This is a genomic window from Maribacter corallii (assembly GCF_047345415.1).
GTDB lineage: Bacteria > Bacteroidota > Bacteroidia > Flavobacteriales > Flavobacteriaceae > Maribacter_C.
The window spans coordinates 537,326-560,731 of record NZ_JBLFEP010000004.1 but is presented as its reverse complement, the minus strand read 5'-3'; the positions used below and the strand labels follow the sequence as shown (position 1 = coordinate 560,731).

Sequence of the window (23,406 nt, the reverse complement as noted above, 5' to 3'; positions counted from 1 at the left end):
TTTCTTTAAATCCCTATTTTAGAGGGTATTAAATTACCTTCAATGGTCTCTATTGCTGAAAAAAAACATACCGCACTATTTTTATGTTTCAGCTGCGTGACAGCTCTCTTTTGTCAAAATCTGATAAGGAATCCAAGTTTTGAGGAATTTTCGAACTGTCCCCAGACCTTGGGGAATTTCAACGCTGATGTAGACTACTGGTCCACACCTACAAGCGGCTCCACCGATTATTTTCATGGCTGCAGTGAGGCCATGGGTACTCCCGAAAATTTCAATGGCACTCAGCCCGCCGATTTTGGTGAGGGGTATGCGGGGCTGTACTTTTATGCACCCAATGATTATCGTGAGTACCTTCAAGCCGAATTAGTGCGGCCTTTGGTAAAAGGTAGAAAATACCATGTCTCTTTTTATGTGAGTTTGGCCGAACGCTCAGATTTTGCTGTAAAGGAGTTCGGAATTCTATTCTCAAAGGATAAAATAGAAATTCCTTTAAAAAAGGAACTGTCTAAAAAACAGTTGTACCGAAATACTACGAACAAGTACACCTTCATGGAAGTGGGGTATTCCAATTTTTATTCCGATACCAAAGATTGGATTCAAGTTTATACCCAATTTACGGCAAAGGGCGATGAACATTTTATGACCTTGGGCAATTTTAAACCCAATGCCCGAACCCGTCTTTTCAAAACCAAAAAGAATGCTAAGCAAGGGGCGTATTATTATATCGATATGGTGCTAGTGGAGGCTTTGGATGAAAACAATTCGGATTCAAGCGCTATAGCCTCCCAAAAGGGGGATAAAACTTCTTTTGAACTTGACACCCCACACGTGTTCAAAAATCTCTATTTTGAGTTTGATCGATTCGATGTAGGTGATCTTGCGCTACAGGAAATGTCCACCCTGTACAAGTACCTCAATAGTGATAAAGGGCTCGGAGTCATGGTCAATGGGCATACTGATAGTATTGGATCCGATTCCTATAACCTATCATTGTCCGACAAGAGGGCCGAAGCGGTAGCAAAGCATTTGATCAAGTTGGGTTTGGACAAAAGTCGTGTCTCATGGAAAGGACATGGCGGAACCAAACCAGTGGCCACTAATGCCAATGAAAAGGGAAGGCGCGAAAATCGCAGGGTCGAATTCACGATTTCAAGAAGAGATCACTAAGTAGGGTGAAAGAACGGTAAAATCGGTAATTTTACGGCTTACTCAAGTTGAATGCCCAAAAACTTTACGTTCATCGATCCTACCAGGAGCCCAATTTTTTACGGTTACGTGATTCTTTTTTTCGGTACGGTCGGTATCTACTGTAGTATTCCTGGGCAGACCATTGGAGTATCGGTGTTTACCGATCCCGTCAAAGATGCGCTGGGCCTTTCGAGAAATCAATTCAGTAATGCCTATATGATCGGTACCATTGCTAGCTCTTTGGTCATTGGCCGTGCGGGTATTTGGTTCGATAGGTATGGGGCACGATTGGTAGCCTTCTACGCCGCCTTGGTTTTGGCAATGGCCCTGTTTTTATGTTCCTGGTCGGTACAAATGAGCACTTTTGTCAAAGAGTCACTGGATAGTGATACCTGGCTCGTACCTTTTCTATTAATGACCTTTTTGTTTTTTTTATTGCGCTTTGCGGGGCAAGGGGTGTTGACTATGGCCTCTCGAAATGTGATTATGATGTGGTTCGATAAAAACCGTGGAAAGGTGAATATGTTCAGTAGTGTAGCACTCTCTTTTGGATTTTCTTCTTCGCCACTATGGATTGATTATCTTATCGATACAAGTGGATGGCAAGGGGCCTGGCACTATTTGGGTTTTGGGCTGCTAGCCGCTAGTGTATTGATCTGGATATTCTATAAAAACAAACCCGAAGAATTCGGACTTCTACCTGATGGCGTAAGGATATCCTCCGAATCGGAGACGACCCCTGTGCGGGCGCACCAACAATTTACATTGAAGGAGGCCACGGCTACACGCGCATTTTGGATGTATGCGCTTATGCTTTCCTTCAATAGCTTTTTTATCACCGGGTTGACCTTTCACATCGTTTCCATCTTTGCTAGCGAAGGTTTTCCGAAAGAAGATGCGATTTCTATTTTTTTACCGGCTTCGGTGGTTGCCGTTTCCATTTCAACGGTGGCGAACTATTTAAGTGATTATCTGCGATTGCGACTGTATTTGTATCTGATGATTTCAGGAGGAATCGTGGCTTCCATAGGGTTTTTATATTTGCCTACGGCCGCAGGTATTCCACTCTTGGTAGTCGGTTTCGGCATGATGAGTGGCTTCTTTGCCGTATTGAATACCATTGTTTGGCCTCGCTTTTATGGGCGTGATCATTTGGGTGCGATTACTGGCAAGGTGATGTCCTTTTTGATATTGGCCAGTGCCCTGGCTCCCAGCATTTTTAGCCTATGTTTTTCTACTTTTGGTTCGTACCAACTATTGGGTTGGTTGGGCTTGGCTTTTTTGGTGTTTTTGGTTTTTGGGAGCTTGAAGGCCAAGAATCCGCAGTAGTCCCTACTATTCCCTTAGTTTGTCCAACAAGTTTTCCGCCTCGATATTATTAGGATCTAGTTTTAGGGCCCTTTCGAGATATGTAATTGCCTTGTTTTTTTCTTTCTCATAAAAGTAGCTTCTGCCAAGCAGGAAATTCAAATACGAGGACTCCACTTTTTTGGCGATCAGTTCTTTGGCTAGAGTTATCGCCTCCGGTTCTTTTCCGAGATTGCTTAACATACCGATGGCGCTTTCCCAGTCCGTCAGGCCAAATGAATCTGGTAGAATAACCGATTTCAAGTCCGGATGATGGCGTAGCATATAAAACGCCGGAAGATTAACAGACCAATTGGGGTTCTCGTTCAATCCCTTTTTGATCCAATCGACTGCGACATCCTCATGGCCCATTAGAATATTTGCTCCGGCAATTCTTGCATACATTCCGGTCCAACCTTCGAGCATCGTCTCCGCCTCCGTTAATTTTTGTGTCGCTCTTTCTACGTTCCCGTTCCTTTTGGCATAAAGCGCTTGATTGAGCCGAATTCGACCATAGTGGTATGCTAGTAAGGTTTTCAGTTCTTCAATCGGCTTTTTGGAATGATCGACACGCAAATCGATTTGATTGAACCATTCGCTATGGGTTCCTTTGACAACTAGCGCAGCCGATTGTTTTCCTGAAATCTGTCCGCCCGCCTTCTGCCCAGCAATTAGACTTTCTAAGAGGCGTTCCGCCAGTGCTCCGCTAGAGCTTTCAAAGCTTTTCGACATCTCGGAAAGCACATCATCAGCAAGCTGATTGCCCATGACCACATAGCTGTCTCCTAAAATTTGCGAGGCCTTCCCTTTCCAATAGTGCAACGATTGTCCTGTAAATGCAAACACCTTTCCATTAGCATCGATCCCTGACACTTGTCGATAGTGCGACACGTCATCCGTAGCTTTTACTTCGCCGATGGCTTGTTCAATGGATTTCCCATTTTTGAGTTTTTCCAAACCTTCCTTCGCATATCGGGGTTCGGTTTCGGCGATGACCGAAAAAGCGCCGAGCCCGGGTTCAATATATATGGTCGAATTCCCAACATAAATATTGTCCGTTGCGACGGCAATTCCCCATTCCTGGGCATCTTCATCAAATGCCAGAATTGAAAATGTGGAATTGATGTCCTTCTCGGTTAGTAAACTCGGTAGATTTTGTGCGTAACTCAGTATCGAGGTACTCAGCGAAAAAAGAGATAATAAGAATTGAAGCTTTTTCATACGATTGTTCTTTTGAAGATGATTGTTTGTGAAGGGGTACCTTAAGCGATTCTGCGCGCTAGTCCTCGGCCCTAAATTCCAAAATATCGGCAGGCTGACATTCCAAAGCCGTACATATCGCCTCTAACGTACTAAAACGAATGGCCTTGGCTTTTCCCTTTTTCAAGATGGACAGATTTGACATGGTGATGCCCACTTTTTCGGAGAGTTCCGTCAAAGACATTTTTCTACGGGCAAGCATCACATCAAGATTTACAATAATGGGCATGTGTTGCTTTTAAATAGTTAAATCGTTTTCCTCTTTTAACTGAGCCCCCAGTCGGAAAGCTTCCGCAATGATAAGAAGAAAAAGAAAGATGAAAATATATTTCCAATTGTCAAATGTGTAAGAGGTAAAATCGTAGAATTCAATTCCGGCAAGTTCTATTTTTTCCCTGAGGTAGAAAGAGGAAGCGATAATGGTGAGTTTGTCCCGCAGAAGTGAAACAATGAGTAATAGAGCGATATATCGTAATCGAATGGCATTTTTAACTACCAAAAAGTTACCCTCTTGTGCATTCTTCAGCATTTTGAGAATTAAATACGTAATTAGAAAAAGGCAAGCATAATAAACGATACCTCCAAATGAATAGATATAGAATATTTTTAGGGGGAGTCCGAATGCTTGGAAAGTGCCAGTGGCAGATGGTATATCGAACATATATTCGTAGTCTGTGTGAGGCAAAGTTAGAACGCCCTGATTAGTGGGTTTAAATACTATCGGTAAATAAACCCCTTTTCTTTCACCAAACAAGAGTGCCGGCCCCAAATGGAAAATCAAAAACTGAACAAAGAAAAAGACATTACACGCGAAAAAGGCAATAAGTGAGTAGCGTAGGAATAAGACAAGAGCTTTAGCCGAGCTTGAAGTTCGATTTTTCATATTCTAGATTAATAAGATATTGTAAAGAAACAATAATTTATTGATAAACAACAAAAATATATTGTTAAACATTGAAATATGAAATTTAATAAAATTAAAATGGAGAGACCTGTATAAAGAGTCATAATAGTAGAAAACCCGCTACCTTTACAAAAACAGGAATGAATGGACTTAAATTTAGCAGTACTTATTGATGGCGATAATATTCCCTCGGCCTACGTCAAGGAAATGATGGAGGAAATTGCCAAATACGGTAACCCAACTATAAAACGTATTTATGGGGATTGGACCAACCCGCGTTTAAGCAAATGGAAAAATATTCTTTTGGAGAATGCTATTACGCCGATTCAACAATACGGTTATACACAGGGTAAAAATGCGACAGATTCTGCAATGATTATCGACGCCATGGATATTCTGTATTCGGGCAAAGTGAACGGTTTTTGTATTGTCAGTAGTGACAGCGATTTTACCCGATTAGCGACCCGACTTCGCGAAGCAGGTATGCAAGTCTTCGGAATCGGTGAAAAGAAAACACCCAATCCATTTATAGTTGCTTGCGATAAGTTCATTTACATCGAGATCCTAAAAAACCAAACTGAAGATGATGCCAACGACGTGGATCAGAAGAAAACAAAAAGAAAGAGTGCCGTTGATGCGATTACCCCAAAGGACCTTCGCCTGATTTCAAGTACTATTGATGATGTGGCCGATGATGATGGGTGGGCATTTTTGGGTGATGTGGGCAGTTTGTTACAGAAGAAACAACCCAACTTCGATTCCCGTAATTATGGATTTCAAAAACTGACACCACTTTTTCAATCTATCAATGCCGTTGATGTGGAACGTAGGGAAGATTCAAAAGGACGTAAAAAGTTGATTTACGTAAAGATGAAAGAACGAAAACACTCTCGAACAAAGAAATAGAATTGAATATGTGGATTTATCATCGCAATACAAGACCCAATGGAGGGCACACGATTTTTTTATTGGTTTTGTTCCTCCTATTTTCCTGTAATGAAAAGAATAAAACCCCTGAAAATGAATTGGCTCCTATAGACACCGTTTTCGAGGCCTATTACGAGTTCAAAAAAGGTGCTAATCCTATTGAGGCGACAAAAGCTGGATTCCATACCTACAATGACACTATTGCGAATTATATCTCTGATGCGTATCAAGAGACGCTGAAGGAAAAGTATAGTAGCTTCTTGACCATGCTCGATCAGTATGACGAGTCCATGGTGAGCAAAGAGCAATGGTTAAGTCTCCGGGTGATGCGGTGGGATTGCGCTATTAAACTCGAAGGTCTTGAGAATGATCTGGTGACCATGGCCTCCCCGGTATACGATCTGCCCAGTTTTGAATTGATGCCGCTATTGCAAATACAGTCTTTGCACCTTTATGTTGCCCAATTGGGCAGTGGAGCCAGTGTTCAGCCTTTCAAGACGGCCCAAGATTATGACAATTGGTTGGAGCGTTTAGAAGACTACCTCGTTTTTTTGGATACATGTATCGAAAAAATGGAGGAAGGTATGGGTCAGGGTGTCGTACTTCCTAAAAAAATAGTAGTGAAGATCATCCCGCAATTACAGGAGTTCATCAATTCAGGTGTAGGGGATCATTTGTTTACCGAACCGCTACGAAACTTTTCAGAAGCGGTAAACAGGGCTGATAGAGAACGGATCACAAAAGCGTACGAAGCTTTTGTCAGAGATCGATTGATTCCGAAGTATGCCTTGCTCGATACCTTTCTTAAGGAGAGTTATCTGCCGGTCTGCAGAGAAACTTCAGGACTCTCAGACGTACCGAATGGAAAGAAAACCTACGACTACCTCATAAAACTGCACACTACGACCCTAATGACGGCTGATGAGATTCACGAGCTCGGAAAAACGGAAGTACAGCGTATTTTGGGGGAAATGGAGAAAGTGAAACGTGAGATCGGTTTTGAGGGAGACCTAAAAGCCTTTTTTAATCACGTCAGACAGCGCAAAGATCAAATGCCTTTTTCAAAGCCGGAAGAAGTAATCGCTAATTTCAATGCCATTCAAAATCGCATGGAACCCAAGTTGAATACGTTATTCGATCTGAAACCCAAAGCAGGTTTTAAGGTTCAGCGAACGGAGGCATTCAGAGAGGCTTCGGCAAGCGCCGAATACGTTCCAGGTTCAAAAGATGCGACGCGACCTGGTACTTTTTATATTCCTATTCCAGATGTGGAGCATTACAACAAGTTCGCTGACGAAGCCTTGTTTTTGCACGAAGCCATTCCCGGTCATCATTTTCAGTTGTCCTTGCAACAGGAGAATCAAGATCTTCCTGAATTTTTGCATCCCGAAAGTATGGGTGTCTTTGTGGAAGGTTGGGCCCTATATGCCGAATCTTTAGGGAAGGAATTGGGTTTGTATGAAGACCCCTTTCAATATTTTGGAATGTTGAGTATGGAAATGCACCGCGCTATTCGTTTGGTTGTCGATACTGGCATTCATGCAAAAGGCTGGACACGTGAGGAAGCGATTCAATATTCTTTAGAGAATGAGGCGGAGTCCGAAGACGGTATTATCGCTGAAATCGAAAGATATATGGCCACACCGGGCCAGGCACTATCGTATAAGATCGGACAGCTCAAAATCAGCGAACTGCGCACTAAGGCGGAAAGAGAATTGGGAGATGCTTTTGATATCAAGGAATTCCATAATCAAGTTTTGAACTCCGGTAGTTTGGCACTGATCTTGCTTGAAGAGAAAATAGAGGGTTGGATCGCTTCCCAGAAAAATTAGCTTTTAAGGGTGTTTGAGCGATTTTGATGAATAATTTTTACATTTACTAAGATTAAATACTAACACATTAAACAAACGAACATGAAAAATTCTACGAAAAAATTAGCTGGGTTTTTGCTGATGATCGGTGCACTTCTGGTTGCACCACAAGAAATATGGGCAAGTTCCTCTAGTGATGATATTGTCATTAGTACCAAAGACCATCTTGTAGGTGGCTGGGAGTATACCGCAGCGGGTGCGCCTGAAGGATATGACAGTGGACTACTAATGATCGTAAAGAGCGGTGACCTTTACAAGGTTCAAGTTCAATTAGCTGCCGGCGCATTGAACGGTACTGATATTGTGGTTAAAGGAAACGATATAACCTTTAAATTGAACGTCGAAGGAGAAAGTGTTTCCGTTTCCTTATCTGCGAAGGGAAGTCAGATTTCCGGCACGAGCACTTCAGCTTCCGGAACCTATACCATCAAAGGAGTGAAAAGTATTTCACCACAGTAAGGCTTTTTAAAACCGAACATATTGTAGACTACGGACACCTTTGTCCGTAGTTTTTTATTTTGAATAAGTACGAGGTTTGAGCTTGTTTCATTCGATTTCCAATCGAATATTATGGTATAGTTCTACAATATTTCTTTACTTTTAGTCGACAATAACCAACCAGCCATGAAAAAATTACTATTGCTTATAGCTTTAGTACTAACAAGTTGCGAGTACTTTAAGGAAAAAGTCGATCTGGTCATTATCAATGCGAACATATACACTGTAGATAACGATTTTTCCAAGGCCGAGGCCTTTGCGGTTCATGACGGTAAATTTATCGCCATCGGCACCACGGAGGAAATTCGAAGTGTTTATACGTCAAATCAACTGGTCGACGCCGATGGTAAAACAATCACTCCTGGCCTAATCGATGCACATTGCCACTTTTACGGATTGGGACTTAAACAACAGGAAGTAGACCTGGTGGGCACAAAAAGCTTCGATGAGGTGTTGCTACGTATAGGTGAGTACCAAAAAGAAAATTCGCAGGACTTTATCCTTGGTGATGGTTGGGATCAAAATGACTGGGAAATCAAGGAATTTCCGGTCAAAACAAGGCTTGATTCCATGTTTCCGGATATTCCAGTAGTGTTGGAGCGCATTGATGGCCATGCCTATTTGGTAAATCAGAAGGCGTTGGACCTGGCAGGAATCGATTGGAGTACCAAGGTAGAAGGGGGTGAAATCGTAAAAAAATGGACCGGTGGCTACTCTGGTATTACCGGCGTGTTGATTGACAGTCCTATGTCATTGATAGATTCCATTATACCGACCCCGAGCAGAAGTGATCGAATACAGGCGCTAAAGGCAGCAGAACGACAATGTCTGAACATGGGGCTGACCACAGTCAATGATGCCGGACTCGATAAATCGACCATTGACTTGATCGATAGCTTACAGCAGAATGACGAGCTGGCGATAAGAGTCTATGCCATGGTCAGTAATACTCCTGAAAATTTAACCCATTATCTTGACAAAGGACCTTTGAAGACAGACCGATTGCATGTGCGTTCCATAAAAGTGTACGCTGACGGATCACTCGGTTCAAGAGGAGCGGTATTGAAAACGGAATACACCGATCAGCCGGGTCACTTAGGCGCTATGATCACTCCTGCAGCTGAGATTGAAACCTTGGCGAAACGTATTGCGGCCACTAGCTATCAAATGAATACACATGCCATAGGTGATTCCGCAAATGCCGCGGTACTACGTGCATACGGAAAGGTGTTGAAAGGAAAGGAAGATAGAAGATGGAAAATTGAACATGCCCAGGTACTTGACGTCGCGGACTTCGATTATTTTGAACAGGGAATCATTCCCTCGGTCCAACCGACCCATGCCACCAGCGATATGTACTGGGTCGAAGATAGGCTCGGGGTCGAACGGGTAAAAGGAGCTTATGCGTATAAAAAGTTATTGGAGAAAGCAGGGATAGTGGCGCTAGGTACCGATTTTCCAGTGGAAGGTGTGAGTCCTTTCCACACATTTTATGCGGCTGTTGCAAGAAGGGACTTGGCGGGGTTTCCAAAAGAAGGATATCAAATGAACAATGCGCTTTCGAGAGAGGAGGCACTCAGGGGAATGACTATCTGGGCGGCCTATTCCAACTTCGAGGAAAATGAAAAGGGAAGTATTGAAAAGGGAAAACTGGCTGATTTCGTAATCTACGATAAGGATATCATGCAGATACCTTTAGGCGAAATTCCTTCGACGACTGCGGAGCTAACCTATATTGATGGTATTCCTAGATAGGCGATGAGCGCTTCGGTAATTAAAGCTGTTGAAATGGTACGGAAATCAGTAAAAGTGACCGTTTTCCCCATAAGGTCTCGTGGTTCTTTATCCCAATGAGGAACTGCGGAAACACAAAAAAACCGAAGCTTTTGGCTTCGGTTCTTTATAGCTATATCGAATGATTACATCATAACCGGAACCGAAACACGAGTAGATCCCCAGCCCATAATCATGTGCGCACCACCTTCTACTTCTTTGAAGGTAACAGAGAATTCCTCAAGAGACTTTCCATCCGATGAGGCCGAAGCCTTTACACGAGCAGCATCAGCACCTTCATCATAAGAATAAGCACCCCATTGGTTCAAATTCTTATTCAAGATGATGGTCCATTCCCCTTCACCCGGAATGGTGAATAGTGAATAAGTGCCTGCGGCAACCGCAGTGCCTCCAAAGGTAACATCCTTATAAAAGGTAATTTCGGGAGCTTCGTTTGCCCCGGTTCTCCATACTTTTCCAGCTGGAGCCAAATCGGAGATTGAGCGCCCTTTTAATTGTGGTCGGCTGTACGTGACACGAACCGTTTTTTCCGATACTTTGTAACTTGAAGGAAAAGCAGCGGCATCCATTGGACTTTTATCCAATCCTGCGAAATCTTGTGCACTGGCTTCTACAGAGAAAACCAAAGCAATTGCCACAAGGGCAATGGTAAATACATTTTTCATAATATCTTGAGTTTTTAAAGGCTAAAACTAATGTGAATTCTAGCCATTCTTTCCTAAAGAGTCGTTAAATTTCGCCCTACTTACAGTATGACTATTCCAATGAGTTGAAATTACCATACTAACGATGATCACTCCACTATTTATTAAAAATTGTTTTGATTCATAACCAATATAGCTGTTTATGTTTTATAATTGAAACTTTAAATTCATCTTTGTAATCTTAATTCATATAAGTATTTGGTATGTGTGGAATTGTATGCGCGTTTGACGTCAAGGAAAGTACCGAGGTCCTACGCCCCCAGTTATTGGAAATGTCAAAAAAGGTGCGCCATAGAGGTCCTGACTGGAGTGGCATCTATTCGGATGATAAGGCCATATTGGCCCACGAACGCTTGGCGATAGTGGATCCGGCATCTGGAAAGCAACCCCTATTAAGTCCTGATGGTCAGTTGATTTTGGCGGCCAACGGTGAGATTTATAATCATAGAGAACTGAGGAAACAGTTTGAAAGTACCTATGACTTTCAAACCGAATCGGATTGTGAAGTGATTTTAGCACTGTATCAAGAGAAAGGGGAATCGTTTATCGATGAGATGAACGGCATCTTCGGCTTTGCGATCTATGATGCTGTGAAGGATGAGTATTTCATCGCTCGAGATCATATGGGAATCATTCCCTTGTACATGGGATGGGATCAAAACGGAACCTTTTACGTGGCTTCCGAGCTGAAGGCGCTTGAAGGTACCTGCAGCAAAATTGAATTGTTTCCACCGGGGCACTACCTGCATAGTCGTGATGGCGAGCTGAAAAAGTGGTATTCCAGAGATTGGATGGATTATGAGGCCGTTAAGGAGAATGAGACCAGTATACAAAAAATTAAAGAGGCTTTGGAGGCAGCTGTGCACCGGCAATTAATGTCAGATGTGCCTTATGGCGTATTGCTCTCTGGTGGATTGGATTCTTCGGTCACTTCGGCCATCGCAAAAAAATATGCGCAAAAACGAATTGAGTCTGACGATGTAGCTGACGCCTGGTGGCCTCAATTGCACTCTTTTTCAGTAGGTCTTGAGGGTTCTCCAGATCTGGCCGCCGCCCAAAAAGTAGCGGATCATATCGGAACCGTACATCATGAGATCAAGTTTACGATTCAAGAAGGTTTAGATGCAATCAAAGATGTGGTCTTTAACCTAGAAACCTATGACATTACTACCATTCGAGCTTCGACCCCGATGTATCTCATGGCCAGGGTAATTAAGTCAATGGGAATTAAAATGGTGCTTTCTGGCGAAGGTGCCGATGAGTTGTTCGGAGGATATTTATACTTTCATAAGGCCCCGAGCCCAAAAGAATTTCATGAAGAAACGGTCCGTAAATTGGATAAACTTCATATGTACGATTGCTTGAGAGCGAATAAATCCCTTGCCGCATGGGGCATCGAAGGTAGAGTGCCTTTTTTGGATAAAGAGTTTATGGATGTTGCTATGTCTATCAACCCTAAAGATAAAATGATCAATGGGGAGCGAATGGAAAAATGGGTAGTTCGCAAGGCCTTTGAGGATATGTTGCCTGAAAGCGTGGCTTGGAGGCAAAAAGAGCAATTTTCAGATGGCGTGGGCTACAGCTGGATAGATACGCTTAAAGAGTTGGTAGATAGTGAAGTTTCTGATGAACAGTTGGCAAATGCACGATTCCGCTTTCCGATTCAGACCCCTACCACCAAAGAAGAGTTTTATTATCGTTCTATTTTTGAAGGTCATTTTCCTTCAGATGCTGCGGCGCTTTGTGTTCCGCAAGAACCCTCGGTGGCCTGTAGTACCAAAATTGCCTTGGAATGGGATGAGGCTTTTAAAAATATGAATGATCCATCGGGTAGGGCGGTAGCTAATGTTCACGAAGATGCGTATTAAAAGATATTCGGAAATCCGATAACGGTAATAATTACTGTTTTTGTTCAGTTTTTATTTTAATTAGTCAATCAGTCCCGTCGTAAGGCGGGACTTTTTGTATTGTCACATTTTCAATATAACCGGTAAGGATAGTTCTAATGTACTTTTGAGATTCAATTCCTATTCCGGACTGAAGCTATTAGTTTGATTTTTTTAGTGGAATTGTATAGCCTACGGAAAGTTTGAACGTGCGATTGTTGATGGCACCCGCACCAAAAGCATCACTTTTTGCAATGTTCGAAAACCCATGGTCATACCCTAGGTTGAGACGTATGCCATTTTGAAATTGATATCCGATACCTAGACTTCCGGCAAAATCAAGTGTTTTGTAACTATCGGTAACCCGTATCGATTGATCCGCCGAACCTGTACCGGAACTTTTTTGCTGTGCGCTCAATAGTAGTGAAGGCTGTACCCCTCCGTAAGCACTGAAGCCACTATTTCCCAGCCGATACCGCGCTAAAATGGGAAGGTCAATATAATTCAAACGGGTCTTGTCTTCAAAACTATAGTTCTCCCCTTCGAATTCGCCTCCATCGTCAAACGAGGTTTTGTTTCCTTTGGCGGCATAGCGCAGGCCGCCTTCAAGGAGGAGCTGATTCGTAAGAGGGGCGAGCGCATCCACCCCCAATTGAAGACCTATCAATGAACTTCCATCATTAGAACCTCCGTAGTCCCCTTCTTCGCTGAATTTTGAGCTATCGATGCCTACTACAGGGCTTAGGACTATATCTCGGCATGAAAGAACACAGCTGTTCATACTAAAACATAAAAATATCAATACGGTAAAGCGCAATACTCTTTTCATAATATATAGGTATTTGATGGTTACAAAGTGGTTTTTGAATAGGCTATGTTTTCTGGATAATTTCGATCATAATCATCCTCCATATCTTTTTCTTCGGGATCACAGGCGGACAGAAAGAATAAGGACAATACGAAAACTATGGTCCAATAGGAACATTTGCTTCTTGCTTTCATAGTAGATGGAATTTTAGTTAAGGATATCTTTTTGGTTCTCCGAACTAAAGTAGAAGCGCGCTTGATGTCTGTTGTCCAGATTCTTGTTTTTGTCAATATTTAGCACTAGTCTCCCTGTAAATGGCTTGAACCCATCAGTAGAAAGCTATTCGATAAAAGAGTGATAAACGCTAGGCTGATCGAAGATGTTCCTTTTTGAATTCCAGAGGGGTTTTGCCAGTAACCTTTTTAAATACGTTGAAAAAGGCTGATTTGGAGTTAAATCCGGCTTCTAGGCCTATGGCGACAATAGTGTATTTTGAAAACTCGGGGTTTCGTAAATAATTTTGGGCCTCGTTGATTCGAAATGAGTTCAGGTATTCGGTAAAGCTGGCCTGAAGCTCTGCATTGAGCACGCGCGAAAGATAACTTGTGCTTAAGTTCAGTTTTTGGGCTACGGACTCTAGAGTCAAGCTTGAATCAAGATAGATCTTATCTTCATGAAGAAGTTTTTCTAGTGCTATGATATGCTCATTTCTAGTCGATTTCGAAGGTTTTGATTTTTTGTTCTTAACCGTATGAGCCCTGATTTTTTTCCGTTCTTCTAGAATTCCGAATTGATAAATACCAATATGGCCCAACCAGTAGATTAAAACCGAAAGCCCTAGCCAAAGCAAATAGAATGATGTGAAGACCTCAGGGATAAAGATATTCTTGTAGACGAGAAACCCCCACAAAAAAGTCAAGATAAAAAGTAAGGTCAAGGTGATTTTAAGCCAATTCAAGCGTTTTCTAACCGTTGCAAGTCCAAAACTCTGCTGTTGCTTTTCATAGCGAATAATCGTAATGAGAAGTATTGATAGAATAATGAAGGTGTACGTGACCGAAAGTATTTCGTGTAAGTTCAGGATAAAGCCGAAAAAGGTATCGAATTCAGGTTGGGTCTCCCCGATCAATTTGCCAATTCTAAAAACAAAGGTCAGTACCAGGAAGATGGCGAACGGTAGGAAGAGTAGTTTCTCGCCGAGAGCCACCTTTTTTTGAGGATACAAAAAAGTTCGTACATATAAATACAGCAGCGGGGGAATGATAGAAGCTAGGGGTAGATAGAGATAAATGTAGAGCTGATTCACACTTATAATACCCGCATCTGACAAAAAATAATTGAGGTTGCTGAGGGAAAGACAAAAAATGAGACCAATTAAAAAGTAATTGCTTTTGCTCCTATATTTCTTGGAAAAAAGTACAGCGATCACGAAAACGAAGCCCTGAACGATTCCTGCAAGAAAAAGACTGTTGTAAATATTTAGATCCATTGAATTTCCAGCTAGTTGATTCTTCTGAAAAAAATGGGGGAAAGATGAGGTTAATTTAACAATAAAATAATTGAAATCCCCTATTACGGGGTTCTAAATGAGTTGGGGTGGCATACTTGGTTTTTCGATACGGACCCATCTCTTTTTCCGAGCTTGGAGCGATAATATTTTCCACAATAATTGTTAATAACTTAGGTGTTTAGAAAACCGCATAAGGCTATATTCCATAGGGTATTCCGTATATTTGTAAGATTGCAAAATTTGAAGTAAACACAACCTGTTAATTTATGAGCGACGAAGCAAAAAACGAAGAGGAAAAAAACAAAAAGGCAGCTGATGCCGCGGCGAGTGAAAGCACTCCAAAAAAGGATTATTCCGCGGATAGTATACAGGCTCTTGAGGGAATGGAGCATGTTCGCATGCGCCCTTCAATGTATATCGGCGACGTAGGTGTTAGAGGTTTACACCATTTAGTGTACGAAGTGGTAGACAATTCCATCGATGAGGCGATGGGCGGCCATTGCGATACTATAAGCGTGGTCATTAATGAAGATAATTCGATTACTACAAAAGATAATGGAAGGGGTATTCCTGTCGGACTTCATAAGAAGGAAGGAGTATCGGCCTTGGAGGTAGTAATGACCAAGATCGGAGCAGGAGGTAAATTCGATAAAGATTCATATAAAGTATCCGGGGGGCTTCACGGTGTTGGGGTCTCTTGTGTGAATGCCTTATCAAGCCACCTGAAAGCTACCGTGCACCGAGAGGGCAAGGTATGGGAGCAGGAATACGAAAGAGGAAAGACCCTCTACCCGGTGAAGAGCGTGGGGGAAACCGATTATAGAGGCACCATAGTGACTTTTCATCCGGATCCTACCATATTTACCCAAACCATCGAGTACAGTTATGAGACCTTGTCAAATCGAATGAGAGAGCTGTCTTTTCTCAATAAAGGCGTGACGATATCCATTATGGACAAGCGTCAAAAGGATAAGGATAGCGAATCCGGTTATGTTGGGGAGACGTTCTACTCCGATGAGGGACTGAAAGAATTTGTGAAGTTCTTGGACGGTACTCGTGAAAATCTGATTCAGAACGTGATTTCGATGGAAGGGGAGAAGAACAATATCCCCGTTGAAGTTGCCATGACCTATAATACGTCATATACCGAGAATTTACATTCTTACGTCAACAATATCAATACCCATGAAGGGGGTACGCATTTATCCGGATTCCGAAGGGGTTTGACCAGTACCTTAAAAAAGTATGCCGATTCATCAGGGATGCTGGATAAATTGAAATTTGAAATTCAGGGCGATGATTTTCGTGAAGGATTGACGGCGATTGTCTCCGTAAAGGTGGCGGAACCGCAGTTTGAGGGGCAGACCAAGACCAAGCTCGGTAACCGTGAAGTTTCTTCAGCAGTCAGCCAATCGGTATCGGAAATGTTGACCAATTATTTGGAAGAACATCCCGATGATGCCAAGATAATTGTCCAAAAAGTGATTTTAGCGGCTCAAGCGAGACATGCGGCAACAAAGGCACGTGAAATGGTGCAGCGAAAAACGGTCATGAGTATTGGCGGATTGCCCGGAAAACTGTCCGATTGCTCTGAACAAGACCCCACCGTGTGTGAAGTGTTTTTGGTTGAGGGTGATTCCGCGGGCGGAACCGCAAAACAAGGGCGAGATCGTAATTTTCAAGCGATTTTACCCCTACGAGGTAAAATATTGAATGTAGAAAAAGCGATGCCACATCGGGTTTTCGACAATGAGGAAATCAAGAACATCTATACGGCATTGGGTGTGACTATCGGTACAGAAGAGGATAGTAAAGCATTGAACATTGAAAAACTGCGTTACCATAAAGTTGTAATCATGTGTGATGCCGATGTAGATGGTAGTCATATCGAAACCCTGATCCTGACCTTCTTCTTCCGCTACATGCGTGAGTTGATCGAACACGGGCATGTCTATATTGCAACACCACCTTTGTATTTAGTCAAAAAAGGACAAAAGAAGCGATACGCCTGGAATGATGAAGAACGTGACGCCATTGCCGAGACTTATAGCGGAGGGGTTAGTATTCAACGCTATAAAGGTCTAGGTGAGATGAATGCCGAGCAGTTATGGGATACCACCATGAATCCTGATTTCAGAACCTTGCGCCAAATTACTATTGAAAACGCTACGGAAGCCGATCGCATATTCTCCATGTTGATGGGTGATGAAGTACCTCCACGTAGAGAATTCATCGAGAAGAATGCTGTGTATGCCAACATTGATGCATAAGAATTAACACTTTCACAACAAAAATTCGTCCACCAATTGGTGGACGTTTTTATTTGTAGTCATTATTAATTTAACCTAAAATAAATGACAAAAATAAACCTATGTACCCTACTGTTCTTTTCGGTGGTAATTTGTTTTGCTCAAGAAGATTTGAAAGAACGTGAAAAACAAGCAGCGTTTGATCCGGCGTACAGCACGTACTCCAGAAAGAAACCAGCATATGTGACCCTAAAAAATGGTGAGAAAGTTGAGGCCGATATCAAGGATGTAGACCGTAAAAAGGGCCAAATCAATGAAATCAAGTTCATAAAGTCCGATGGGTCGAAACTTCGTGTGAGTGCCGATGAAATTGTAGACTTATATATGGCACCGTCTGGTTTCGAGAAGATGCAACAGCAAAGTAATTTTATAAACGATGCGACCAAATGGGGCAATATCGATGCTTCAAAGTATTTGAATAAAGGGTATACCATGTATACAAATCAAATGGTCTCCCTGAAGAATAAAAAGAAGGAAGCTGAATATTTGATGCAGGTCATAAACCCAAAGTTCGGACAGTAGATTGAAGTATACTCCGACCCTTGGGCTAAAGAGACGATGTCTTTCAACCCCGGCGGATTAAAAGTTGCTGGTGGTATCAAAAAATCATATTACATCAAAAAAGGAGATGAAAAAGTGCTTTGGTTGACCAAGCAGGATTTTGATAAGCATTTTAATGATCTGTTTATGGACAATGATAAGTTCAAGGCCAAGTATGCCCATCATAAGTTCAAATGGAGTCTTTTGGGAGTTTATATCTTAGACTATACCGAATTTACAATGGAAGAAGAAACGGCGACACCTACGAAATAGACTGAGAATACCGTGCAATAAAAAACCTGTTTGATATAATTCAAACAGGTTTCTTTGTATTTGAGAGTGAGATTTTCTATTCCTTGGTGGCAATGGTTTGACCGGAAGTATCTTCTAAAATGATACCATCGTCGGATTCCTTCATTTTTACCATGTCATTGGTTTTGTTTTCAAGACCAGGATACGTGATAATGTACATTTCACCGTCCTTTTTCCAGCTGAAATCCGTGAGGACTTCAATTTCATTGTTTCTATAGGTGTGAAATCGTCCGAGGTAGGCATCGTTGAAGATCCACTCCTTTTTGATCGTACTTCGTGCACTCTGGCTAGTAGTCATTTCGATATTGGACCAAATACCAATAACAGGGTCATTGTTTTCAGGAATTCTTGAACAATTGCTTGCTAGTATAATGGCGACAATCGCCAAAAATGAAAGCAGTTTTTTCATTTTGTAGGTTTTACTGATTCAGGGGCTTTAATCTTACTTAGAACGTGTTGGGGTCACTTCGTATTGCTAAAATTCGACGTATCGCACTTTATTCGGATTTTCTTCGTTGAAGTGCTATTTTTTTTAACAACATCTGCATTTCATCGAGTTTTTGATTGGCTTAAATGCTAATATAATGTGCATTTCATCGACTGATTTCTTTTGGGAATTCGTAATTTCGCAGAATTGTAATAACAACGTAAAACAAAGATTATATGAAAGTTACCGTAGTAGGCGCAGGTGCTGTTGGTGCTAGTTGTGCAGAGTATATCGCCATTAAGAATTTTGCATCTGAAGTAGTATTATTGGATATTAAGGAAGGCTACGCGGAAGGCAAGGCGATGGATTTAATGCAAACCGCTTCCTTAAATGGTTTTGATACAAAGATTACGGGTTCTACCAGCGACTATTCCAAAACGGCAAATAGCGATATAGCCGTAATTACTTCAGGTATTCCTAGAAAACCGGGTATGACCAGGGAAGAGCTTATCGGTATTAATGCCGGAATTGTAAAAACGGTATCGAAAAGTCTATTGGAACATTCCCCCAACACCATACTTATTGTGGTCAGTAACCCAATGGATACGATGACTTATCTCGTTCATAAAACGACAGATCTTCCAAAGAACAAAATTATCGGTATGGGCGGGGCATTGGATAGCGCCCGTTTCAAGTACCGTTTGGCGGAAGCGATGGAAGCTCCGATTTCCGATATCGACGGTATGGTTATAGGCGGACATAGTGATAAAGGAATGGTTCCATTGACCTCACATGCGACTAGAAATAGTATTCGCGTTTCCGAATTTTTGTCAGCAGATCGTCTTCAACAGGTCGCTGATGATACTAAAGTAGGAGGAGCCACCTTGACAAAATTATTGGGTACCAGTGCTTGGTATGCCCCTGGAGCGGCCGTTTCAGGTCTAGTGCAGGCCATTGCGTGCGACCAAAAGAAAATGTTTCCATGTTCTACCTATCTTGAAGGCGAATATGGGTTGAATGATATCTGTATCGGAGTACCCGTAATTCTCGGTAAAAACGGTATCGAGCGTATTGTCGATGTGCCCTTAAGTGATGCAGAAAAGGCCAAAATGCAGGAAAGCGCTGAAGGAGTTACCAAGACCAATGGTCTTTTGGAGTTATAGACAATTTTACAAGAATAAATCAAGGAAGTGCCTTTGTAGTTGAATTACAAAGGCATTTTCATATATCAGGATGTCTTTCGGAAGTGCATATAGTAGGAAAGATATTATGTAATACTATGTTTATTTCTATCTTTGCCGCATGAAATCCAAATGGTACATCAGTACTTTAATTATTCTTTTGGCCTTAATAGGGCTAAACCAAGAACAAACTAAAGTAGCCAATCAGCAAATTGTATTACAATTTACCGATGCTGAGACGACTTCACTCACTGCTTGTGACGATGCGTTGGCAACCATTACAAAAAAGTTACACGACTTAGGTGTTACAGGTATTGAGATAATAGAAAGTGATGATGTAAAGCTCACCATACGCTATTATAGTGATATCGATGCACTTACTGTTGGTGAACTTCTTTCTCAAGATAGCAAGCTTTCTTTGACTTATAGTAATATTGGTGAATTGCCTTTCGATTTTCCTAAGGAGGAACTTCCGGAGTCTTTTAGCTTGGTGATATCAGATCTCCAGCAAAAAACCGGTGACGGGCTGGGTTTGAATGGAAAATTTGCTTCCCAATCGAGACCTGATTATCAAGGATTTTCCAATCCTTCAGTTTTGCTTTTCAATGATGCTTTGGTCTTGGGGCAAGCACTACTTACAAAGGTTGCCTATAATGCGCATCAAGTCATTGCAATTGCAATAGACAATACTTCACATATTATTCCGGAAGTAAGGGCTGGACCTTACGCTTGCTAGTTGAGCAAAAACTGCCTAGGGGCATCTTTTTGTCAATGAATACATTCTTACGATTATTTCCGTAATAAAACAACTAAGGAATTTAAGCACTTTTTCAAAAGTAATATTCTTTAGGCTATAACAAATTGGCCGTACTATAGTTAACAATAGTTATTGAAGCTATTTTGGTCGCACAACATTAGAATTTTTTAAACTTAAATAAATAATACCATGCAAAATAAAGGACTAATAAAGCTCTTTGCTTTCTTGTTCGGGTTAGTGAGTATCTATCAACTGTCGTATACGTTCATTACCAATAAGGTTGAAGATGATGCCAAGGCGTATGCTATCAGTGAAATTCCGGATTCGGAACCTGATGCAATTTCAAAGCAAGAGGCTTTGACCGCGAGTTATTTGGATTCCGTAGGGTCAAATACAATATTTGGATTTACGACCTATGACAACGCAAAGAAAAAGGAGTTAAACAAAGGTCTTGACTTAAAAGGAGGTATTAACGTCACACTTCAGATCTCCATTAAGGACATCCTAAAAGGGTTGGCCAACAATACCAAAAACCCGGTCTTCAACAAGGCTTTGGCCGATGCGGATGCGGAATCCAAAAATAGTGATGATACTTATTTGGACTTATTTTTCGATGCCTTTGATAAGATTAAAGGCGATACGAAATTGGCGTCTCCCGAGATTTTTGCCAACAAAGGTCTTAGTGATGCAGTCAATTTTCAGATGAGTGATGATGAGGTCAAACCGATCATCCGAACGAAAATCGACGAATCCATTGTCTCAGCTTTTGAGGTACTCCGCGAACGTATTGACGGCTTCGGGGTTACTCAACCTAATATTCAGCGTATTGGTACCTCAGGTCGTATTTTGGTAGAACTTCCGGGTGCACGCGATATTGCCAGGGCGCAGGAGTTACTTTCAAGTACTGCGCAATTGGAGTTTTGGGAAACTTATGAGCCCAATAACACAAGTTTTAGCACCTTTTTGATTCAAGCGAATGAAAAGCTAAAAACCTTGATCGACACTCCTGTACAGGAGGAGACCAAACCCGAAAGCGAATTAGACTCTCTATTGTCGGATGTAAGTTCAGATTCTTTGGAGATCGCCAATCAGGTCAATCCCTTGTATGATTTATTGCTTCCGCCGACACCTGGCAGAAATGCGATGTTCTCAGCTGCTGCAAAGGATACCGCTAAGGTAGGTGAGTACTTGAGAATGCCAGAGATACAACGATTGTTGCCTGCCGACATCCAATTTACCAAGTTTGTATGGGGAAGGCCGGAGACAGAGGATGCTGAAGTTATTGACTTGTTCGCTTTGCAATCAAACCGAGATGGCATTCCTAGAATGAGTGGCGATGTAGTGAGTGACGCGCGAGATACTTTTGACCAATTTAGCAAGCCCGCCGTGACGATGAACATGAACTCGAAAGGAGCCAAGGAATGGCAGAAATTGACTAGCGATGCCAATTTACATAACACCGGTATTGCCGTTGTTTTGGACAACAAGGTATACACGGCACCCGGTTGTTCGGTGCCAGGTGGTATCAGTGGCGGAAATACCGAAATAACCGGTTCTTTTTCCATCACCCAAACGAAGGATATTGCCAATGTATTGCGCGCAGGTAAATTACCGGCATCGGCGGAGATCATTCAATCTGAAATCGTGGGTCCTTCTCTTGGACAGGAGGCTATCGATAGCGGGCTGATGTCTTTCTTGATCGCCATGGCAATCGTATTGGTCTGGATGGTTTTCTATTACGGAAAGGCAGGTCTTTTTGCCGATATCGCTCTTCTTTTGAACATTCTATTGATTTTTGGAGTACTTACTAGCTTAGAAGCGGTATTGACCTTACCAGGAATTGCCGGTATCGTTTTAACCATCGGTATGTCGGTGGATGCCAACGTACTGATATTTGAACGTATTAAGGAAGAACTTGCTAAAGGTAAAGGTAAGGGTCAGGCGGTCGCCGATGGTTTTAGCAATGCACTATCATCGATTTTGGATGCCAACGTTACCACCGGACTTACAGCATTGATTCTTTTTCTTTTCGGATCAGGCCCAATCAAAGGATTCGCAACTACCTTATTGATAGGTATTTTGACCTCGTTGTTCACTGCTATTTTTGTAACACGTTTGCTAGTTGATTGGTATTTGAGTGGTAAGGGAAGAACACTTGATTTCTCTACTGCAATTACTAAGAACCTATTCAAGAATATGAATATCAAATTCTTGGCCAAGCGCAAGATCGCGTACATCGTGTCTTTGGTTTTAGTCGGTGTTGGAGTGTTTTCATTGTTCACAACGGGACTGCAGCAAGGGGTTGATTTCATTGGTGGACGCTCGTATCAGGTTCGTTTCGAAAAGCAGGTGAATCCGTCTGAAATAGCTTCGGAGTTGAACGATGTCTTTGGTAATGGTACCAATGTCAAACGTTTTGGTGAGGCAAATCAAATTAAGATCACCACACCTTATAAAGTGGATGTCGAAGGTATAGAAGTAGACAATGAGATAACCGATAAGTTGTATACGTCATTGCAGAAATATTTACCTGACGGAACAAGTAAGGCTGATTTCGTAGTAGGGAGCGGGGAAGATTCCATAGGTATTTTACAATCCGTAAAGGTCGGTCCGACCATTGCCGATGATATTAAGAAGAATGCTTTTTTAGCGATTTTAGGTTCTCTGGCCGTAGTTTTCCTTTATATTTTACTACGTTTTAGAAAATGGCAGTTCTCCCTTGGTGCTGTCGCGGCGGTTTTTCATGACGTTATGATCGTCTTGGGAATCTTCTCCCTTTTCGGAACCATCATGCCCTTTAACATGGAAATCGACCAAGCGTTTATTGCGGCGATATTGACCGTAATCGGTTACTCCCTGAATGATACGGTGGTCGTATTTGACCGCATACGTGAGATTATCGGGGAAAAGGGCTGGGGCAACGGCGAAAATGTTGATCTGGCACTGAACAGTACCTTAAGTAGAACCTTGAATACCTCTTTGACGACTTTAGTCGTGTTATTGGCGATTTTCATATTTGGTGGTGAGTCTTTACGAGGATTCATGTTTGCCATGATTGTCGGTATTATCGTAGGTACCTACTCTTCTTTGTTCATTGCTACTCCTGTGATGTTCGATTCGCTGAGCAAGAAAATCAAGACCGGAGGTAAAGAAGAATAGTTTTAGATTTTATAGCATATCATA

21 protein-coding genes are annotated in these 23,406 nt (G+C 42.0%); 13 read left to right on the top strand and 8 right to left on the bottom strand.

The window, feature by feature from the left end:
* Positions 1 to 42 precede the first annotated feature (42 nt).
* Entirely contained in the window at positions 43 to 1,167 is a 1,125-nt protein-coding gene (locus ACKWCA_RS16740) for an OmpA family protein (protein WP_413979358.1), read from the top strand.
* Positions 1,168 to 1,218: 51 nt separating this feature from the next.
* Complete coding sequence (locus ACKWCA_RS16735; protein ID WP_413979357.1) at positions 1,219 to 2,517, top strand: MFS transporter; 1,299 nt, start codon at positions 1,219 to 1,221, stop codon at positions 2,515 to 2,517.
* Between the two features lie 6 nt (positions 2,518 to 2,523).
* Here ACKWCA_RS16735 and ACKWCA_RS16730 read toward each other — a convergent pair whose 3' ends face one another.
* Genes ACKWCA_RS16730 through ACKWCA_RS16720 form a run of 3 tightly spaced genes read right to left on the bottom strand, consistent with a single transcriptional unit; the run spans position 2,524 to position 4,456 of the window.
* Positions 2,524 to 3,756, bottom strand: coding sequence for a DUF1028 domain-containing protein (locus tag ACKWCA_RS16730; RefSeq protein ID WP_413979356.1), 1,233 nt, complete (start codon positions 3,754 to 3,756; stop codon positions 2,524 to 2,526).
* Positions 3,757 to 3,814: 58 nt separating this feature from the next.
* Positions 3,815 to 4,024: a helix-turn-helix domain-containing protein gene (locus tag ACKWCA_RS16725; RefSeq protein WP_413979355.1), complete on the bottom strand. Its 210-nt coding sequence runs from the start codon at positions 4,022 to 4,024 to the stop codon at positions 3,815 to 3,817.
* 9 nt (positions 4,025 to 4,033) lie between these two features.
* Entirely contained in the window at positions 4,034 to 4,456 is a 423-nt protein-coding gene (locus ACKWCA_RS16720; RefSeq protein WP_413979354.1) for a DUF2975 domain-containing protein, read from the bottom strand.
* A 387-nt stretch (positions 4,457 to 4,843) separates the two neighbouring features.
* Here ACKWCA_RS16720 and ACKWCA_RS16715 point away from each other — a divergent pair, with 387 nt between their 5' ends.
* The 4 genes from ACKWCA_RS16715 (at position 4,844) to ACKWCA_RS16700 (ending at position 9,750) form a co-directional block, all read left to right on the top strand.
* On the top strand, positions 4,844 to 5,605 hold the full coding sequence (locus ACKWCA_RS16715) for an NYN domain-containing protein (RefSeq protein WP_413979353.1): 762 nt from the start codon (positions 4,844 to 4,846) through the stop codon (positions 5,603 to 5,605).
* A gap of 8 nt (positions 5,606 to 5,613) precedes the next feature.
* The gene (locus ACKWCA_RS16710; RefSeq protein WP_413979352.1) at positions 5,614 to 7,458 is read left to right on the top strand and encodes a DUF885 domain-containing protein; all 1,845 of its coding nucleotides are present in this window, start codon (positions 5,614 to 5,616) and stop codon (positions 7,456 to 7,458) included.
* Positions 7,459 to 7,539: 81 nt separating this feature from the next.
* Positions 7,540 to 7,956: a hypothetical protein gene (locus ACKWCA_RS16705; RefSeq protein ID WP_413979351.1), complete on the top strand. Its 417-nt coding sequence runs from the start codon at positions 7,540 to 7,542 to the stop codon at positions 7,954 to 7,956.
* 165 nt (positions 7,957 to 8,121) lie between these two features.
* Positions 8,122 to 9,750 carry an amidohydrolase gene (locus tag ACKWCA_RS16700; protein WP_413979350.1) on the top strand — a complete coding sequence of 543 codons (1,629 nt, stop codon included), beginning with the start codon at positions 8,122 to 8,124 and terminating at the stop codon, positions 9,748 to 9,750.
* 164 nt (positions 9,751 to 9,914) lie between these two features.
* Here ACKWCA_RS16700 and ACKWCA_RS16695 read toward each other — a convergent pair whose 3' ends face one another.
* On the bottom strand, positions 9,915 to 10,454 hold the full coding sequence (locus ACKWCA_RS16695; RefSeq protein WP_413979349.1) for a DUF2911 domain-containing protein: 540 nt from the start codon (positions 10,452 to 10,454) through the stop codon (positions 9,915 to 9,917).
* Positions 10,455 to 10,696: 242 nt separating this feature from the next.
* On the opposite strand from ACKWCA_RS16695, the gene asnB reads away from it, so the two are divergent.
* The gene (gene asnB / locus ACKWCA_RS16690) at positions 10,697 to 12,361 is read left to right on the top strand and encodes an asparagine synthase B (protein ID WP_413979348.1); all 1,665 of its coding nucleotides are present in this window, start codon (positions 10,697 to 10,699) and stop codon (positions 12,359 to 12,361) included.
* Between the two features lie 178 nt (positions 12,362 to 12,539).
* Here asnB and ACKWCA_RS16685 read toward each other — a convergent pair whose 3' ends face one another.
* The 3 genes from ACKWCA_RS16685 to ACKWCA_RS16675 form a co-directional block, all read right to left on the bottom strand.
* Entirely contained in the window at positions 12,540 to 13,208 is a 669-nt protein-coding gene (locus ACKWCA_RS16685; protein WP_413979347.1) for a porin family protein, read from the bottom strand.
* Between the two features lie 20 nt (positions 13,209 to 13,228).
* Positions 13,229 to 13,381, bottom strand: a complete 153-nt coding sequence (locus tag ACKWCA_RS16680; RefSeq protein WP_413979346.1) for a hypothetical protein — start codon at positions 13,379 to 13,381, stop codon at positions 13,229 to 13,231.
* Positions 13,382 to 13,551: 170 nt separating this feature from the next.
* A complete protein-coding gene (locus tag ACKWCA_RS16675; RefSeq protein WP_413979345.1) occupies positions 13,552 to 14,676 on the bottom strand; it encodes a helix-turn-helix domain-containing protein in 1,125 nt (374 codons plus the stop codon).
* Between the two features lie 287 nt (positions 14,677 to 14,963).
* Between ACKWCA_RS16675 and gyrB the strand changes: the two genes are divergently transcribed.
* The 3 genes from gyrB to ACKWCA_RS16660 all read left to right on the top strand — a co-directional run bounded on the left by gyrB (position 14,964) and on the right by ACKWCA_RS16660 (position 17,819).
* Positions 14,964 to 16,967 carry a DNA topoisomerase (ATP-hydrolyzing) subunit B gene (gene gyrB / locus ACKWCA_RS16670; RefSeq protein ID WP_413979344.1) on the top strand — a complete coding sequence of 668 codons (2,004 nt, stop codon included), beginning with the start codon at positions 14,964 to 14,966 and terminating at the stop codon, positions 16,965 to 16,967.
* 84 nt (positions 16,968 to 17,051) lie between these two features.
* The gene (locus ACKWCA_RS16665; RefSeq protein ID WP_413979343.1) at positions 17,052 to 17,528 is read left to right on the top strand and encodes a hypothetical protein; all 477 of its coding nucleotides are present in this window, start codon (positions 17,052 to 17,054) and stop codon (positions 17,526 to 17,528) included.
* Positions 17,529 to 17,564: 36 nt separating this feature from the next.
* A complete protein-coding gene (locus tag ACKWCA_RS16660; protein WP_413979342.1) occupies positions 17,565 to 17,819 on the top strand; it encodes a hypothetical protein in 255 nt (84 codons plus the stop codon).
* Positions 17,820 to 17,895: 76 nt separating this feature from the next.
* Here ACKWCA_RS16660 and ACKWCA_RS16655 read toward each other — a convergent pair whose 3' ends face one another.
* Complete coding sequence (locus ACKWCA_RS16655) at positions 17,896 to 18,267, bottom strand: hypothetical protein (RefSeq protein ID WP_413979341.1); 372 nt, start codon at positions 18,265 to 18,267, stop codon at positions 17,896 to 17,898.
* A gap of 254 nt (positions 18,268 to 18,521) precedes the next feature.
* On the opposite strand from ACKWCA_RS16655, the gene mdh reads away from it, so the two are divergent.
* The 3 genes from mdh (at position 18,522) to secDF (ending at position 23,382) form a co-directional block, all read left to right on the top strand.
* Complete coding sequence (gene mdh, locus ACKWCA_RS16650) at positions 18,522 to 19,448, top strand: malate dehydrogenase (RefSeq protein ID WP_413979340.1); 927 nt, start codon at positions 18,522 to 18,524, stop codon at positions 19,446 to 19,448.
* A gap of 139 nt (positions 19,449 to 19,587) precedes the next feature.
* Positions 19,588 to 20,202: a hypothetical protein gene (locus ACKWCA_RS16645; protein ID WP_413979339.1), complete on the top strand. Its 615-nt coding sequence runs from the start codon at positions 19,588 to 19,590 to the stop codon at positions 20,200 to 20,202.
* Positions 20,203 to 20,412: 210 nt separating this feature from the next.
* A complete protein-coding gene (gene secDF / locus ACKWCA_RS16640) occupies positions 20,413 to 23,382 on the top strand; it encodes a protein translocase subunit SecDF (RefSeq protein WP_413979338.1) in 2,970 nt (989 codons plus the stop codon).
* The last annotated feature ends 24 nt before the right edge of the window (positions 23,383 to 23,406 follow it).

Coding starts and splice junctions, on each gene's coding strand:
- ACKWCA_RS16695 (WP_413979349.1), bottom strand. CDS start 10,454: ATGAAAAATGTATTTACCATTGCCCTTGTGGCAATTGCTTTGGTTTTC.
- ACKWCA_RS16735 (WP_413979357.1), top strand. CDS start 1,219: ATGCCCAAAAACTTTACGTTCATCGATCCTACCAGGAGCCCAATTTTT.
- ACKWCA_RS16645 (WP_413979339.1), top strand. CDS start 19,588: ATGAAATCCAAATGGTACATCAGTACTTTAATTATTCTTTTGGCCTTA.
- ACKWCA_RS16660 (WP_413979342.1), top strand. CDS start 17,565: ATGTCTTTCAACCCCGGCGGATTAAAAGTTGCTGGTGGTATCAAAAAA.
- ACKWCA_RS16730 (WP_413979356.1), bottom strand. CDS start 3,756: ATGAAAAAGCTTCAATTCTTATTATCTCTTTTTTCGCTGAGTACCTCG.
- ACKWCA_RS16710 (WP_413979352.1), top strand. CDS start 5,614: ATGTGGATTTATCATCGCAATACAAGACCCAATGGAGGGCACACGATT.
- gyrB (WP_413979344.1), top strand. CDS start 14,964: ATGAGCGACGAAGCAAAAAACGAAGAGGAAAAAAACAAAAAGGCAGCT.
- ACKWCA_RS16705 (WP_413979351.1), top strand. CDS start 7,540: ATGAAAAATTCTACGAAAAAATTAGCTGGGTTTTTGCTGATGATCGGT.
- ACKWCA_RS16700 (WP_413979350.1), top strand. CDS start 8,122: ATGAAAAAATTACTATTGCTTATAGCTTTAGTACTAACAAGTTGCGAG.
- mdh (WP_413979340.1), top strand. CDS start 18,522: ATGAAAGTTACCGTAGTAGGCGCAGGTGCTGTTGGTGCTAGTTGTGCA.
- ACKWCA_RS16685 (WP_413979347.1), bottom strand. CDS start 13,208: ATGAAAAGAGTATTGCGCTTTACCGTATTGATATTTTTATGTTTTAGT.
- asnB (WP_413979348.1), top strand. CDS start 10,697: ATGTGTGGAATTGTATGCGCGTTTGACGTCAAGGAAAGTACCGAGGTC.
- ACKWCA_RS16665 (WP_413979343.1), top strand. CDS start 17,052: ATGACAAAAATAAACCTATGTACCCTACTGTTCTTTTCGGTGGTAATT.
- ACKWCA_RS16740 (WP_413979358.1), top strand. CDS start 43: ATGGTCTCTATTGCTGAAAAAAAACATACCGCACTATTTTTATGTTTC.
- ACKWCA_RS16720 (WP_413979354.1), bottom strand. CDS start 4,456: ATGTTCGATATACCATCTGCCACTGGCACTTTCCAAGCATTCGGACTC.
- ACKWCA_RS16675 (WP_413979345.1), bottom strand. CDS start 14,676: ATGGATCTAAATATTTACAACAGTCTTTTTCTTGCAGGAATCGTTCAG.
- ACKWCA_RS16715 (WP_413979353.1), top strand. CDS start 4,844: ATGGACTTAAATTTAGCAGTACTTATTGATGGCGATAATATTCCCTCG.
- ACKWCA_RS16680 (WP_413979346.1), bottom strand. CDS start 13,381: ATGAAAGCAAGAAGCAAATGTTCCTATTGGACCATAGTTTTCGTATTG.
- secDF (WP_413979338.1), top strand. CDS start 20,413: ATGCAAAATAAAGGACTAATAAAGCTCTTTGCTTTCTTGTTCGGGTTA.
- ACKWCA_RS16725 (WP_413979355.1), bottom strand. CDS start 4,024: ATGCCCATTATTGTAAATCTTGATGTGATGCTTGCCCGTAGAAAAATG.
- ACKWCA_RS16655 (WP_413979341.1), bottom strand. CDS start 18,267: ATGAAAAAACTGCTTTCATTTTTGGCGATTGTCGCCATTATACTAGCA.